We start from the raw sequence: 15182 nt of genomic DNA on the forward strand, positions 1-15182 counted from the left end.
CCCTTAATCCAGCCGCCGCTGGGTTTTCCAGGCCGTCAGGCCGATAAACACCACCGCCGAAGCGATCAAAAACAGCAGGTTAATCACCAGCACGGTGCCGATGTTGCCTGCCAGGAACAGCGTTTGCAGCGTACTGACAAAGTAGCGCGCCGGAATGATATAGGTCACCGCACGTACCACGGCGGGCATGCTGTCGATCTGGAAGATAAACCCAGACAGCATAATTGAAGGTAAAAAGGCGGCGTTCAGGGCCACCATTGCCGCGTTAAACTGGTTGCGGGTAATGGTCGAGATTAACAGCCCCATGCCGAGCGTGCTGGCCAGGAACAGGCTGCTGATCACGAACAACAGCAGCAGGGAGCCACGGTAGGGCACGCCGAGTACAAATACCGAAACCACCATACACAGCACCATGGCGATCATGCCCAGGAAATAGTACGGCACCAGTTTGGACAGCAGCAGCTCGCTGCGCGTGACCTGGGTGGAAAGCAGCGCCTCCATGGTGCCACGCTCCCATTCGCGGGCGATGACCAACGAGGTAAGAATGGCACCGATGACCGTCATGATAATGGTGATGGCCCCTGGAATAATAAAGTGCTGGCTGATGGCCGCCGGGTTAAACCAGTAGCGCATCTGGACTTCAATCAGCGGCTTGTCATCACGCCCCAGATCGGTGGCGCGCTGTTGCTGCCAGATTTGCCAGATCCCTTGGGTATAGCCTTGCACAAAGTTGGCGGTATTGGGTTCGCTGCCATCGGTAATCACCTGCAACGGAGCGCGGTCGTTGGGTCTTGCCAGATGCTCGGCAAAATCATTAGGGATCACCACCAGGCCACGGATACTGCCAGCCTGCATCATCTGGATCAGTTGCTGGCGATTATCGCTGACGGTGGGTTCGATATAGGGCGAGCCGATAAAGGCATTGGCCAGATCTCGTGCCTCTTCGCTTTGCTGTTCCATCAGGATCCCCAGCCGCAGCTTGCTGGAATCCAGGTTGATGCCGTAGCCAAAGATAAACAGCAGCATCAGTGGAATGACAAAAGCAATCAGCCCGCTGCTGGGATCACGCAGGATCTGCCGGGTTTCTTTCAGGCATAACGCCCGCAGTCGCCGCCAGGAAAAGCCGTTGTCGCTGCTCATGTTGTCTCCTCCCGATCGTAGCCCTGCACCAGTTCGATAAACGCCTCTTCCATCGAAGGGTTGGGGTTTTGCTCGCTGACTATCTGCTGTTTGAGATCGTCTGGTGTACCGGCGGCGATAATTTTGCCGCGATATACCAGGCCGATGCGATCGCAGTATTCCGCTTCATCCATAAAGTGGGTGGTGACCATCACCGTCACGCCTTTATCCACCATGCCGTTGATGTGCAGCCAGAACTCGCGCCGGGTCAGCGGATCGACGCCCGAGGTGGGCTCATCAAGAAACAGAATGTCTGGCTCATGCATCAGCGCGCAGGCCAGCGCCAATCGCTGTTTGAAACCGAGCGGTAGCGAATCCGGCGTTTGGTTGAGGATCGGGGCGAAGTTGAAGGCGCGAGACATCTCGTCAATTTTATCGCGCTGGCTCTTGCCACTCAGCCCATAAACGCCGGAGAAAAACTTCAGGTTCTGCGCCACCGTCAGGTTGCCATACAGCGAAAATTTCTGGGCCATATAGCCCAGGTGCTGGCGCGCCTTGCCCGAGCTGGTTTTTAGATCCATACCGAGCACCAGCGCTTTGCCATCGCTGGGCACCAGCAGGCCACACATCATCTTGAAAGTGGTGGATTTACCTGCGCCGTTGGGGCCAAGCAGGCCAAAGATCTCGCCGCGCTGCACTTTGAAATCCACATGGTCGGTGGCCGCAAAGTCGCCGAATTTTTTGGTCAACCCTTGCGCTTCGATCACCGTTTCCGAGCTGTCTCCCGTTACCGTGGGCATGATCTCGGCCAAGGCTGATTTACTGTTCGGGCCGCCGCCTAACAGATCGATAAACGCATCCTCAAAACGCGGTTCGGCCTCGGTTAATTCGGCCTGAGGTAGATCCAGATCCCGCAATACTTGCTGATGATCTTCGCCCTGTTTGAGGATCAACCGCAGATATTTCCCCTGGATCACACCGTCGCTAACCGCAGGCAGACAGATCGCCCGTTGCAACAGCGCCCGGTGGCTACCCGCTGGGGTATCGATCAAGATGGTACGGCCAGCCATACGCTGGGTAAGATCCTGTGGCGCACCGCTAAATAGCAGTTCGCCTTCGTTCATCAGCAGCACTTCGCGGCACTGCTCAGCTTCGTCAAGATAGGAGGTACTCCACAGGATCAGCATGCCGTCGTTGGCCAGCTCATGCACCATTCGCCAGAGTTCACGACGTGAAATGGGATCGACGCCGACGCCGGGCTCATCCAGCAGCAATACCTGGGGTTGGCCAAGCAGCGTACAGGCCAGCCCGAGCTTTTGTTTCATCCCGCCGGAAAGCTTGCCCGCCAGCCGTTCGGTAAAGCGGGTCAGATCGGTAAACGTCAGCAACCGCTCAAAGGTTTGCTTACGCAGATCGCCGGTGACTCCGCGCAGATCGGCATACAGCGTGAGATTTTCCATTACCGTCAGATCTTCATACAGCCCGAACTTTTGCGGCATGTAACCGAGAATGGCGTGCAACTGGCGATCTTGTGCGATCGGATCCAACCCCGCGACGGTCAGCTTGCCGCTGCTGGGGAGCAGCAAACCTGCCAACATGCGCAGCAGGGTAGTTTTGCCTGCGCCATCGGGGCCAACCAGTCCGGTCACCGCGCCACTGCGCAACGTGGTCGTCAAGCTGGCCACCGCCGGTTTATCGAGTGATGGAAAGCGTTTTTCCAACGCCACCAGTTCAATCGTATGTGCCTGTGCCATCACGGTTCCTTACGGTTTTGTGAAATGGACGGTTACCGGCATCCCCTGACGCAAGGCGTCATCGGCATCGTTGACAATGATCCGCAAGCGGTAGACTAGGTCGGTACGCAGATCCGGCGTTTCTACGCTTTTGGGGGTGAACTCCGCAGTGGGGGAAACAAAGCCGATCTTGCCGTGATAAGGCTTGCCAGGGCGGCTGTCGGTCTCGATCAAAACTTCGGTACCTGGCGTAGCGCTACCCAGGCTGGTTTCATTGATGTAGGCACGAACCCATACCGGCCGGGTCAACGATAGGGTAAACACTGTGCTGCCAGCGCTGAGCATGGTGCCTGGCTCCACGGCTCGCGTCATAACCGTACCAACGGACGGAGAGAGCAGGGTGGTGTCATGCAGATCCAACTGGGCTTGCGCCAGTGCCGCCTCGGCTAGTGCCAGATTGGCATTGGCCTCTTCGATTTCCTGCGGGCGGTTACCGGTCAGGTATTGCGACAGTTTGTCTTTCGACGCCTGCAAATTTGCCTGCGCCTGATTACGCGCGGTGCGGGCATCTTCCAGGGCGTCGGCTGAGGTGGCCTTTTTCGCCCATAGCCCCTGCTGGCGTTGGAAGAAGCTGTCGGCATAGCTGAAGGCCGACTGGCGTTGCGCAACTTCGGATCGCACCTGGGCAATCTCCTCATTGCGGTAGCCTGCCTGCAATAAATCCAGCTTGGCTTTGGCGCTGGCAACGTTGGCCTGTGCCTGTAGCAACGCGTTCTGGTAAGGCGCATCGTCCAGTTTACCCAGCAACTGCCCCTGTTGCACGCTGTCCCCTTCGTCTACCGCCAGCGAGGCCAACCGGCCATTAACGCGGAAGCCCAGGTTTACCGTGCGGATATCCACATTGCCATACAGCATCAAAGGCTTGTCCTGCTGGCGTTGATAAGACCAGAAACCATAGGTCGCAGCGGCGATCAGCACGATCGCTACACCCACAATGGCAACTCTTTTCTTGTTCATAATATTCCTTGACTGCAAGACGGAAAGTTAGACGGCATAACGCTGGCGTAGCCCGTTAACCAGAATGTCGATATGTTCGGCCAGCACCTCGCTAATCTGCTGGGCTTCTTCTGCCGCGATCTGATGCCAGCCTGCCTGTCGTAGCAAGGTTTCACGGCCAACGCGGAATGCCAGTACCTCACCGATCAGCGCATGGGTATGCAAGACGATTTTGGTGGAGCGCTCATCGATACCGGTGTAGCCCGCTAACAGGCGACAAAGTACGTGATGCAGCGGGGCTATCACCTGCTGGTGGATCAGCGGATAGGCATCCGTTGGCGAAAGCTGTTCGCGAGACATGATCTTGCTCAGGTTGAGCGTGTGGGGTTGAGTCATCAGTTGGCTGAAGGCCAGCAACCCGCTTTTGAGATGGTATAGGTAGTGTTCTGGCTGGCGTTGCTCCGCGGGCAGCAGGTAGAAACGTTCGATTTCTTCGCTCAGTGGGCGGAAGTTTTGTTGGATAAAGTCGGCAATCCATTGTGCTACCGCCAGATATAACCCCTCTTTCGAGTTGAAATAATAGGTGATGGCGGCAATGTTTTGCCCCGCACGCTGGGCGATTTGCCGCGTGGTGGCGCCCGAAAGGCCATATTCGCCGAACACTTCAATCGCGGAGGTGAGCAGTTGTTGGCGCGCTTGCTCACCACGTTTGAGAGGGCTTAGCGGCGGATTTTCTGCAGTGGACATAGGTTGACCCAATAAGTTAATCAATCATATGATTAACTTTAGGCCGGGCGGGCTAAAATGTAAACCACAGGCCAGAACATTTTGCTTTTCCGTGAGCTTGCTCGGCGAAAAGTGCGGTGAACACGTAAAATTGCCTATTCTTGTTCAATTTCTGCTACACTCTCGCGCTTGGTGCACTGCAGTTTGTGCCAATCCCTCGAGGTCATGCCGAGGATCTGCCGCAAAAAAGTGCGAGCACTTCCTTATGCCCCGTCTGATAATCCTCCCGGAAACTGCACCGAACATTTGTTTAGGTTAGGGGGGATCTGGAGTTTTTCTCTACTATGTCATTTGAAACCCTCGGCTTAAGTGCTGAAATTCTGCGCGCTGTTGAAGAACAGGGCTATCGCGAACCTACGCCAATTCAACGCCAGGCAATCCCGGTGGTATTGGCAGGCCGTGACCTGATGGCCAGCGCCCAGACCGGTACCGGTAAAACAGCTGGTTTTACCTTGCCGCTATTGCAGTTGCTGAGCAAACACGATCACCCAATCAAAGGCCGCCGCCCGGTGCGCGCGTTGATCCTGACGCCAACCCGTGAACTGGCTGCGCAAATCGGTGAAAACGTTGAGGCTTACAGCAAACACCTGCGCCTGCGTTCGCTGGTGGTGTTTGGTGGTGTGAGCATCAACCCGCAGATGATGAAGCTGCGCGGCGGCGTCGATATCCTGGTGGCAACGCCGGGTCGCCTGCTGGATCTGGAACATCAGAACGCGGTTGATCTGTCTAAAATTGAAATTCTGGTGCTGGACGAAGCCGACCGCATGCTGGATATGGGCTTTATCCATGATATCCGCCGCGTGCTGTCCAAGCTGCCTGCCAAGCGTCAGAACCTGCTGTTTTCTGCGACCTTCTCCGATGAGATCAAAGGGCTGGCCAGTAAACTGCTGACCAACCCGGCCTCGGTAGAAGTGGCTCGCCGCAACACCGCTTCCGAGCAAATTGAACAGAGCGTTCACTTTGTCGATAAGAAGCGCAAGCGTGAACTGCTTTCCCAGATGATCGGCGAAGGTGACTGGAAGCAGGTGCTGGTATTTAACCGTACCAAGCACGGTGCCAACCATTTGGCCGAACAGCTGAATAAAGATGGCATCACCGCTGCGGCTATCCACGGCAACAAAAGCCAGGGCGCACGTACCCGCGCATTGGCAGACTTTAAAGACGGCAAAATCCGCGTGCTGGTAGCTACTGATATCGCTGCACGTGGCCTGGATATCGATCAGTTGCCACACGTAGTGAACTACGAATTGCCAAACGTACCGGAAGATTACGTCCACCGCATTGGCCGTACCGGCCGTGCCGAACGTACCGGCGAGGCGATCTCGTTGGTCTGTGTGGATGAACACAAACTGCTGCGTGATATTGAGCGCCTGCTTAAGCGTGAGATTCCACGCATTGCCCTGCCAGGCTATGAGCCGGACCCAAGCATCAAAGCCGAACCGATCATCAATGGCCGTCAGGCTGGTGGTGGCCGTGGTGCTCCACGTGGCAACGGCGGCGGCGCTCCGCGTACCGGTAACGGTGGCGGCCAGCGTAGTGGCAATGGTGGCGGTCAGCGTGAAAATCGCGGCGGCGGTAGTGCTCGCCCACAGGGTGAAGGCAAACCACGTTCAGGTGCTCCATCGCGCCGTCCGCATAGCCGTAAACCGTCTGAGTGATCCTCGATTGATGATCTATACTGAACCGCCATTTATTGGCGGTTTTTTTTCGCCTGTTTCAGGAGATCCAGATGAAATTGAAGTGTGCAATTCTTGATGATTACCAAGGTGTAGCGCTGAAGATGGCGGATTGGTCCGTCCTTGGCGAGCAGGTTGAGGTTTTCTCCCTGCGTGAGCATATTGACGATGAAGACCAACTGGTGAGCCGCATCAAAGACTGCGAGATCGTGGTGATAATGCGAGAGCGCACGCCGTTCACCGCCGCATTGCTTGCTCGTTTGCCGAAACTGCAACTGCTGATCACCTCAGGCATGCGTAACGCTTCGATCGACTTGCCAGCGGCAACCCGGCAAGGCGTCACCGTTTGCGGCACCGCCAGCGGTTCTGAAGCGCCGATGGAACTGACCTGGGCGCTCATCCTCGGTTTGGCCAAGCATCTGGTGGCTGAAAGCAGCGGATTACGTGCCAACGGACCTTGGCAGCAACATGTTGGCATCACCTTGCATGGCAAAACGTTAGGCCTACTGGGGCTGGGCAAGATCGGCGGCCAGATGGCGAAGGTGGCTCAGGCATTTGGCATGAACGTCGTGGCCTGGAGCCAAAATCTGACGGCTGAAAGGGCACAGGAATTCGGTGTGCAACTTGCCGGGTCAAAACAGGCGCTGTTGGCAGCGAGTGACTTTGTTTCGGTGCATCTGGTGTTAAGCGATCGCAGCCGTGGGCTGATCGACCGCCAGGCGTTGGCACAGATGAAAAACAGCGCCTTCCTGATTAACACCTCGCGCGCAGCGATTGTCGATCAGCAAGCTTTGGTTGAAGCGCTGCAAACCGGGCATATCGCCGGTGCCGGGCTGGACGTGTTTGAAGTAGAGCCACTGCCCGCCGATCACCCATTGCGCCGCTTGCCCAACGTGCTGGCTACGCCGCATGTGGGTTACGTCGCGGATGATAACTACCGCACCTATTTCCGGGAAGCGATTGCCGATATCCAGGCGTTTATTGCCGGTGAGCCGGTGCGTAAGCTGGGGTAATTTTATCGGCGGGAGGCTTGTTGGCACCGCCTTTCGCCCGTATCATTGCGCCCTCTTTGATTGCAGGGGTAGGCATGCGCGTATTATTGGCTCCAATGGAGGGGGTACTCGACTCTCTGGTGCGGGAATTGCTCACCGAGGTGAACGATTACGATCTCTGCATCACCGAATTCCTGCGGGTCGTCGATCAACGGTTGCCGGCCAAATCCTTCTACCGGCTGTGCCCGGAACTGCACCATGCCAGCAAAACGCCATCTGGCACCCAGGTGCGGGTGCAACTGCTTGGCCAGTATCCCGAATGGCTGGCAGAAAACGCCGCTCAAGCAGTCGAACTGGGTTCTTACGGTGTCGATCTGAACTGCGGTTGCCCGTCCAAACATGTCAACGGCAGCGGCGGCGGGGCCACCTTGCTCAAAGATCCCGAACTGATTTATCAGGGGGCCAAAGCGATGCGCGCTGCGGTGCCAGCGCATCTGCCAGTGACGGTAAAAGTGCGCTTGGGTTGGGATTCAGATTCCCGCAGCTTTGAAATTGCCGATGCGGTGCAGCAAGCGGGCGCGACCGAAATCACCATCCATGGCCGTACCAAAGAGGACGGTTATAAAGCCGATCGCATCAACTGGCAGGCGATCGGTGAGATCCGCCAACGTTTGAGCATCCCGGTGATCGCCAACGGGGAAATCTGGGACTATCAAAGTGCGCAGGCGTGTATGCAGGCCACCGGCTGCGACGCGGTAATGCTGGGGCGTGGCGCGTTGAACATCCCCAACCTGAGCCGGGTGGTGAAATATAACGAACCGCGTATGCCTTGGCCGCAGGTGGTACAGCTATTGCAAAAGTACGTGCATCTGGAAAAGCAGGGCGATACCGGTTTATACCACGTCGCCCGCATCAAACAGTGGCTCAGTTACTTGCGCAAAGAGTATCAGGAAGCCACGGAGCTGTTTACCGAGATCCGCACGTTAAACAACTCCAAGGATATTGCGCGGGTGATTTGCCGCTAACTACTGAGTTCAATGGCAAAATAGTGCCGCAACGCTTCCAGCCGTTCTTCTTCTGAATGCAGCGTCGACTCCTTACGGTGATGGTTTTGGGTCACGATCAGCTTTAACTCGCTGAGGGTGATGCGGCCATCTTCTGTGGGGCGGGAGCACACCAGCTTTTGGGTAAAGTGCGACTGTGGCGAAGTGCTGTGATAGTGGCACATGTCGTTAAATTCTTCTGGCTGCCGGGGTTGCAGGGTAAAGCGATACAGCGTCTTGGCGTGGGAGGTCCGATCGCCGTTGCGGCGCTCCAGATGATACCACTCGCCATCTTGCTCAAGATGAAAGGTGCCGCTGGCCTGTGGTTGTTGCTCGGTAGTGGTGATTTTCAGCGGGGCGAGGAAAGAATCGCCAAAGCCTACATCGACCAGATACGGCTGATCCAAGGTCACCATTAGCGCCATATGGTCAAACGGCGGGCCAAAAGAGCCATCTCTTGCGTGGACTTCCCCGGATATAAACGCCACCTTAAAGCCGATCTGCTGCAACAGCAGGGCGAATATCCGGTTCAATTCATAACAAAACCCCCCGCGATTATGCTCGACGATTTTGCTGAACAGCCCGCCCTCGCTAAGATCGATCCTCTGATGATAGATAATGCTTAAATTCTCGAAGGGCACCGCCAGCATATGGCAGCGATGCAGCTGTTGCAGCGTTTGCAGATCGGCCTGTGGTGTGCCTGTGAAACAGATGTGTTGCAGATAGCGTGGTATGTCCACCAGAATTCTCGCTATACGGGAAATTTTGCATAAATTAGCGGGAATTGTGGCCGTCGGGGAAGCAATATGTGCGGTGCTGAAAATCGCTGGCGTAGAGCCGCTTGTGCAAATTCATTACACTCGTCTTCCTGACTGGTCGTGGCCACCGAGCTTGCAAGCATGTGAAAGCCGTCTGTAATTAACCAGAAAGACAAATGCGTATCGATTTCAGTCCGTTTAAAATGAGCGATTTAGCCAATAAACGTATGTTGTTAAAAACAGTATTGACATAGTTTGAAAAAGTCGTAGATTAGTATCCAGCAGCAGGAAATTGATAGTTAGCTGCTTAGCTAAATAACAGATTGAAAGGTTATCTTTAATAAGTTGTTTAGTGATATTGCGATAAAGGCCACGAAGTTCTGTTGTATGGGGAAGTCGTCGTTGAGGAGCCAGTTCGGACTCAAGGACAATGCTTTAAGGCCACGTAGTCAGTACCGATGATCGCAGGGTGTGTACCATACGCGATGATGTAAGGCTCTGTTTCTCAAGTGTTAATGTTGCAACTTGTTAATTTTATCCTGTAAGTTTGTTGCAATGAAAGTAAAGCCATGCGTCAATAGTTTATATCGCGAGGGGGAATGTACCAGTTTAGCTTGCTTTACCTTGGCTAATTATTATGAGGTAGGTGAGTCGAAATTTGTAAATCAGTCAGTATAGGGGAGGATGTAGTTAGCTTTTTAATACCCAATATTATCTGTGATAAACAAGTACATTTTAAGCAATATCGAAAGTAGTACCCAGTTAGTAAGTTGATTAATGTTGAATTTTAAATATGCAGTAACCTAAAAGCCCTGGCAAATATTGTCAGGGCTTTTTCGTTTTATCCTTTTGCCATTGGGGTGATGCTTCAGCATTTTTGGAGGATAGCCACTGCCAGAAACTGTCATGCCCAAGCCTTAGCCTGAACGCCTAACTCAAAGCGATCGGGAGGCGTTATGCAAGATTTTACGGGTAAAGTGGCATTGGTGACCGGTGCTTCCACCGGTATTGGTGAAGCTATTGCTCAAGAGTTGGTCGAACGAGGGGCGAAGGTAGCGATCACCGCCAGAAATCGCGCAAGGCTGGCAGCAACGGCGCAACGTATCGATCCGACAGGCAAATCGGTATTTCCGTTGGTTATGGATGCTCGCGATCCTGAATCGGTGCGCAGTGCGGTAGCGCGGACGCTGGCCCTTGGCGGGCAATTGCATCTGCTGGTCAACAATGCCGGTATTACCGGGCCGCACGATGTGCCGCTGAATGAATATTCCATTGATGATTGGCTCGCGGTGATTGAAACCGATCTCAGCGGCACTTTCTATGGGATGAAGTACGGGTTGCCCGCTATTGTGGCAGCAGGCGGTGGCGCGGTAGTGAACCTCTCTTCCGCCAATGGCATAGTCGGCATTGCCGGTATTGCGCCTTATACCGCGGCCAAGCACGGCATTATCGGTTTGACGCGGGCCGCAGCTCTAGAGTTTGCCAATAAAGGGATACGCATCAACGCTGTCGGGCCTGGCTATGTCGATACGCCTTCGATGGCCAGATTACCCACCCAGGTGCGGGAAAAAATGGCCGCTTCCCACCCGATGGGGCGTATGGCTACGCGTGAGGAGGTGGCGAAAACGGTGGTTTTTTTGCTTTCTACAGACAGCAGTTTCACCACCGGGGCTTTTTACAGCATTGATGGCGGCTATACGGCGCAGTAAACCGCTGGTGGGCGGGCTTGCGTCCTTGCAAGAAATCGTTAACAGAGCCCATTCTGACTTGCTATAGGTGAACTATAATTTTCATTAATTTAGCTTGGTAACTAATTAATGAGTGGTCCTGCCGTCGATGACTAAACCTTCGCTATCCCGTTGTATGGCACTGTGGCTGCTGGCTATAGCCACTCCGAGCGTTGCTGCACCGCTGCCTGCGGTGACCGTGGCGATGATTGAACAAAGCCAACCCGAACGCGCATTGCACTATCTTGGCCGCATCGAGGCCATTCAAACCGTGGAGGTGAAGACCCGTACCGAAGGGTTTATTGCCAAACGGCCGTTTACCGAAGGGCAGATGGTCAAGGCCGGTGACCTGCTGTACGAGATTGAGCCGTCCTTGCACCATTCTGCCGTGGCACAGGCTCAGGCGCAGCTGGATAGCGCCACGGCAGCGGCAAATCTGGCGCAGGTAAACCTGACGCGTCTGCAACAGCTAGGTAATAACCGTGCGGTCAGCAGAGCGGATATTGACACCGCGGCAGCCGAACGGGATACCACCCGGGCAGCAGTGGCCCAAGCTCGGGCAACGCTAAATACGCAGCAGCTACAGCTCAGCTATACCCGTATTTATGCGCCGATTGCCGGGCGCATCGGCCACAGTCGCTTTCATGTGGGTAGCCTGGTCAACGCGGCAAGTGGTGCACTGGTCAACATTATTCAGCTCGATCCGATCCGCGTGGCGATCTCTATCAATGAGCGGGACTATATTACCGCCGCCTATCAGCGTCAGCGTGGGGAGGGGAAGCTCGCCGAAGGGCAGTTTTCCGCCCGTCTTGAACTGGCCAACGGCAAGTCCTACCCAGAGCTGGGCAGTTTTGAATCGGTAGATAACCAGATTGATGCCCATACTGGTACCGTTACGTTGCGCACCCGTTTTGCCAATCCAAATCATCTACTGCTGCCCGGGGGCGTGGTGAACGTGATCCTGACCGCCGAGCAACCGCAGACGGTCACGCTGGTGCCCATTGCTGCGCTTCAGCAAAACCAGCAGGGCCACTTTGTGCTGGTGGTCACGCCTGAGAATATTGTGGAAGTTCGGCCGGTGACGCTGGGTGAACAACATCAACAATATTATCAGGTGAGCGCCGGGCTCAGCCCAGGTGAAAGGGTGATTATCGCCGGTGTACAGCACGTCAGGCCCGGTATGCAGGTGAACGCCATTCTCTCCAGCGCCAACGCGCAACCATAAGGGGACGTTGATGCTGCATTTCTTTATCCGGCGGCCAAAATTCGCCATCGTGATTGCGCTGGTGATCACTCTGGTGGGGATCGTTTCCCTCAAGGTGATCCCGGTGGAACAGTACCCCGATATCACACCACCGGTCGTTTCCGTCAGCGCGCTCTACCCTGGAGCCAGCGCCCGCGACGTGGCTCAAGCGGTGGCATCGCCCATCGAGGCTCAGGTCAACGGCGTCAGCAACATGCTGTACATGGAATCGACCAGCGCCAACAACGGCGGTTATCAACTGAGCATTACCTTTGCCAGCGGCACCGATCCGGATATGGCCGCCGTGGAGGTGCAAAACCGTATTTCACAGGTTAGCGCGCAGCTACCGGCGGAGGTGAATAACAACGGGGTTTCGGTGCGCAAGCGGGCCTCGAATCTGCTGTTGGGCGTAAGCGTGTTCTCTCCCAAGGGCAGCCGTGACACGCTGTTTCTGAGCAATTACACCAGTATCCAACTGCGTGATGCCTTGGCCCGCATCAGCGGTGTGGGGGATGTGCAGGTGTTTGGTGCCCGCGATTACAGCATGCGTGTCTGGCTCGATCCGCAGCGTATGGAGTCGCTCAATATCAGCGTGCAGGACATCGTACAGGCGTTGCAGCAGCAGAACGTGCAGGCCGCAGCAGGCCAGATCGGTTCCGCGCCTTCTCCTTCCCGACAGCAGCAAACCTTGACCATCAGTGGGCAGGGGCGTTTAACCGATCCGCAGGAGTTTGCCAGAGTGATTATCCGCAGCGGTGCCAATGGCGGCACGGTGCGGGTGGGCGACGTGGCGCGGGTCGAGTTGGGAGCGCAAAACTATCAGGTCAATGCTTCGATGAACCAACAGGAATCGGCATTTTTGGTGGTTTACCCCACGCCGGGAGCTAACGCGCTGAATGTTGCCAATGCGGTACGCCAGGAGATGGCACGCCTGTCGCAATCCTTCCCCAGCGATATGAGCTATGACATCAAATATGACTCCACCCGCCCGGTAACGGCAACGCTGCATGAAATTGCCCTCTCGCTGGCGTTAACCTTGGCGGTGGTGTTGCTGGTGGTTTATCTGTTCTTACAGAGCCTGCGGGCCACCTTTATCGTGGCGCTGACCATTCCAGTATCGCTGCTCGGTACCTTCGCCGTGCTGTACGCTGTCGGCTACTCCGCCAACACCTTGAGCCTGTTCGCCATTATCCTGGCGCTGACCATTGTGGTGGACGACGCCATCGTGGTGGTGGAAAACGTAGAGCGTCTGCTGGCTCAAGATCCCTCTCTTAGCCCGGCAGAAGCGACCCGCAAGGCGATTAGCCAGATTGCCGGGCCGATCGTCGCCACGACGTTAGTGCTGATGGCGGTGTTTGTGCCGATTGCTGTGCTACCGGGCATTACCGGTGAGCTGTATCGTCAGTTTGCCGTGACCCTATCGGCGGCGGTGATCCTGTCGAGCATCAACGCGCTGACGCTGTCCCCGGCGCTTTGTGCCACGCTGATCCGGCGGCGTGAGCTGGCGCAAACCGGTTTTTTTGGTGGTTTCAACCGGGGTATGGACCGGATGCGCGATGGCTATGTTCGCTTGGCCGCATTGGCCAGCAAGCGGGCATTAACCACGGTGATTGCACTTTTGGTCGTTGGCTTGGCTACCTGGTATGGCTACAGCCGTCTGCCAACCTCTTTCCTGCCGGAGGAGGATCAGGGCTACTTCTTCGTCAACGTACAACTGCCGGATGGGGCTTCCCTTGAACGTACCCAGGCGGTGATGGATCAGATGCATCAACAGGTGATACAAAACCCGGCGGTGGAAGATGTGATCAAAATTACCGGCTTCAGTCTGCTGAGCGGGGGGAATTCACCCAATGCGGGGTTCGCCATCGTGATGCTTAAACCCTGGGGCCAACGCGAGCATGTTGACCGGGTGTTAGCCGATCTTCAGGGCAGGCTGGCGGCGATCCCCTCGGCGATGATCATGGTGGTTAATCCACCGGCCATCGCCGGGCTAGGCAACGCCGCCGGTTTTGATTTACGCCTGTTGGCGCTGGAGGGGCAAACGCCGCAGCAGATGGCTCAGGTGGCCCAGGGGATTATTTTTGCGGCTAACCAGCGGCAAGAGCTGAGCCGGGTATTTACTACTTTCAGTGCCGTGGTGCCGGATATCGACCTGGCGGTCGATCGTGAACGGGCCGCGCTGTTGCAGGTGCCGGTCAGCCGGATCTTCAATACGCTGCAAGTTTCGCTTGGCGGCCTGAACGTGGGGGATTTTTCGGTTAATAACCGCATGTTCCGGGTGCAGTTGCAAAACGATATGGATTTCCGGCAACGCACCGAACAAATTAATCGCCTAAACGTGCGCAGCGATACCGGTGCTTTGGTGAGCCTTGCCAATCTGGTGCGGCTCACGCCTTCTATCGGCGCGCCTTTTATCAGCCAGTTCAACCAGTTTCCGGCGGTATCAGTGAACGGTTCTGCTGCTGAGGGGGTTAGCTCCGGGCAGGCGATGAAAACCATGGAGTCTTTATTGGCCGAGCAGTTGCCAAAGGGTTACGGCTACAGTTGGAGCGGCCTGTCCTGGCAGGAACAACAAACCGGTGACCAAGCCTTGCTGATTTATCTGGCGGCGCTGGTGTTCGCCTATCTGTTCCTGGTGGCTCAGTATGAAAGCTGGAGCGTCCCGCTGGTGGTGATGCTGTCGGTGATATTCGCGGTGGCGGGGGCGGTCGCGGGGTTACGCATGATGGGGTTCGCCAACGACGTTTACGCCCAAATCGGGCTGGTCCTGTTGATCGGCCTGGCGGCCAAGAATGCCATCCTGATCGTTGAGTTCTCCAAGGCGCGGCGTGAAGAGGGGGCCAGCATTCGCGAAGCCGCGCAGGACGGTGCCCGGCAACGTTTCCGGGCGGTGATGATGACGGCCATTTCGTTTATTCTCGGGGTGATGCCGCTGGTGTTTGCCACCGGAGCCGGGGCGATGAGCCGCCAAATCATCGGTATTACCGTGTTTGGCGGGATGTTACTGGCAACGCTGGTCGGGATCTTCTTTATTCCTGCGCTGTACCTGCATATTCAACGGCTGCGCGAATGGATGAAATCACGCTTTGCCTAAATAACGATGCTACTG

The 15182-nt window shown here is 55.8% G+C and carries 11 protein-coding genes; 6 read left to right on the top strand and 5 right to left on the bottom strand.

Annotation, left to right across the window (positions count from 1 at the left end; translation table 11 throughout):
* Window positions 1–3 precede the first annotated feature (3 nt).
* The 4 genes from JHD74_RS15460 to cecR are packed head-to-tail and all read right to left on the bottom strand — an operon-like array spanning window position 4 to window position 4595.
* Complete coding sequence (locus JHD74_RS15460) at window positions 4–1140, bottom strand: ABC transporter permease (protein ID WP_024530558.1); 1137 nt, start codon at window positions 1138–1140, stop codon at window positions 4–6.
* Complete coding sequence (locus JHD74_RS15465) at window positions 1137–2873, bottom strand: ATP-binding cassette domain-containing protein (protein WP_199063023.1); 1737 nt, start codon at window positions 2871–2873, stop codon at window positions 1137–1139. Before JHD74_RS15465 ends, JHD74_RS15460 begins: the two co-directional genes overlap by 4 nt.
* A 9-nt stretch (window positions 2874–2882) precedes the next feature.
* Window positions 2883–3869 carry a secretion protein HlyD gene (hlyD, locus tag JHD74_RS15470; RefSeq protein ID WP_199063024.1) on the bottom strand — a complete coding sequence of 329 codons (987 nt, stop codon included), beginning with the start codon at window positions 3867–3869 and terminating at the stop codon, window positions 2883–2885.
* Window positions 3870–3896: 27 nt separating this feature from the next.
* A complete protein-coding gene (gene cecR, locus JHD74_RS15475; protein ID WP_074027968.1) occupies window positions 3897–4595 on the bottom strand; it encodes a transcriptional regulator CecR in 699 nt (232 codons plus the stop codon).
* A 323-nt stretch (window positions 4596–4918) separates the two neighbouring features.
* On the opposite strand from cecR, the gene rhlE reads away from it, so the two are divergent.
* The 3 genes from rhlE to dusC all read left to right on the top strand — a co-directional run bounded on the left by rhlE (window position 4919) and on the right by dusC (window position 8327).
* A complete protein-coding gene (rhlE, locus tag JHD74_RS15480) occupies window positions 4919–6292 on the top strand; it encodes an ATP-dependent RNA helicase RhlE (RefSeq protein WP_024530562.1) in 1374 nt (457 codons plus the stop codon).
* A gap of 71 nt (window positions 6293–6363) precedes the next feature.
* Window positions 6364–7323: a D-2-hydroxyacid dehydrogenase family protein gene (locus JHD74_RS15485; protein ID WP_199063025.1), complete on the top strand. Its 960-nt coding sequence runs from the start codon at window positions 6364–6366 to the stop codon at window positions 7321–7323.
* Window positions 7324–7397: 74 nt separating this feature from the next.
* A complete protein-coding gene (dusC, locus tag JHD74_RS15490; RefSeq protein WP_024527396.1) occupies window positions 7398–8327 on the top strand; it encodes a tRNA dihydrouridine(16) synthase DusC in 930 nt (309 codons plus the stop codon).
* On the opposite strand, the gene JHD74_RS15495 is transcribed toward dusC, so the two are convergent.
* Window positions 8324–9085, bottom strand: a complete 762-nt coding sequence (locus JHD74_RS15495) for an arylamine N-acetyltransferase (protein WP_199063026.1) — start codon at window positions 9083–9085, stop codon at window positions 8324–8326. The two genes, dusC and JHD74_RS15495, sit on opposite strands and share 4 nt — an antisense overlap.
* A gap of 974 nt (window positions 9086–10059) precedes the next feature.
* On the opposite strand from JHD74_RS15495, the gene JHD74_RS15500 reads away from it, so the two are divergent.
* From JHD74_RS15500 to JHD74_RS15510, 3 genes are all read left to right on the top strand, one after another.
* A complete protein-coding gene (locus JHD74_RS15500; RefSeq protein ID WP_199063027.1) occupies window positions 10060–10812 on the top strand; it encodes an SDR family NAD(P)-dependent oxidoreductase in 753 nt (250 codons plus the stop codon).
* Between the two features lie 127 nt (window positions 10813–10939).
* A complete protein-coding gene (locus JHD74_RS15505) occupies window positions 10940–12055 on the top strand; it encodes an efflux RND transporter periplasmic adaptor subunit (protein ID WP_199063028.1) in 1116 nt (371 codons plus the stop codon).
* A 10-nt stretch (window positions 12056–12065) separates the two neighbouring features.
* Window positions 12066–15167: an efflux RND transporter permease subunit gene (locus tag JHD74_RS15510; RefSeq protein ID WP_199063029.1), complete on the top strand. Its 3102-nt coding sequence runs from the start codon at window positions 12066–12068 to the stop codon at window positions 15165–15167.
* The last annotated feature ends 15 nt before the right edge of the window (window positions 15168–15182 follow it).

It is taken from the genome of Serratia sp. ASV30, assembly GCF_016428815.1.
GTDB lineage: Bacteria > Pseudomonadota > Gammaproteobacteria > Enterobacterales > Enterobacteriaceae > Chania > Chania fonticola_C.

What these genes read in the sequence shown, in the direction of transcription:
- JHD74_RS15460 (WP_024530558.1), bottom strand. Translation starts at nt 1,140, where the DNA reads ATGAGCAGCGACAACGGCTTTTCCTGGCGGCGACTGCGGGCGTTATGC.
- JHD74_RS15465 (WP_199063023.1), bottom strand. Translation starts at nt 2,873, where the DNA reads ATGGCACAGGCACATACGATTGAACTGGTGGCGTTGGAAAAACGCTTT.
- hlyD (WP_199063024.1), bottom strand. Translation starts at nt 3,869, where the DNA reads ATGAACAAGAAAAGAGTTGCCATTGTGGGTGTAGCGATCGTGCTGATC.
- cecR (WP_074027968.1), bottom strand. Translation starts at nt 4,595, where the DNA reads ATGTCCACTGCAGAAAATCCGCCGCTAAGCCCTCTCAAACGTGGTGAG.
- rhlE (WP_024530562.1), top strand. Translation starts at nt 4,919, where the DNA reads ATGTCATTTGAAACCCTCGGCTTAAGTGCTGAAATTCTGCGCGCTGTT.
- JHD74_RS15485 (WP_199063025.1), top strand. Translation starts at nt 6,364, where the DNA reads ATGAAATTGAAGTGTGCAATTCTTGATGATTACCAAGGTGTAGCGCTG.
- dusC (WP_024527396.1), top strand. Translation starts at nt 7,398, where the DNA reads ATGCGCGTATTATTGGCTCCAATGGAGGGGGTACTCGACTCTCTGGTG.
- JHD74_RS15500 (WP_199063027.1), top strand. Translation starts at nt 10,060, where the DNA reads ATGCAAGATTTTACGGGTAAAGTGGCATTGGTGACCGGTGCTTCCACC.
- JHD74_RS15505 (WP_199063028.1), top strand. Translation starts at nt 10,940, where the DNA reads ATGACTAAACCTTCGCTATCCCGTTGTATGGCACTGTGGCTGCTGGCT.
- JHD74_RS15510 (WP_199063029.1), top strand. Translation starts at nt 12,066, where the DNA reads ATGCTGCATTTCTTTATCCGGCGGCCAAAATTCGCCATCGTGATTGCG.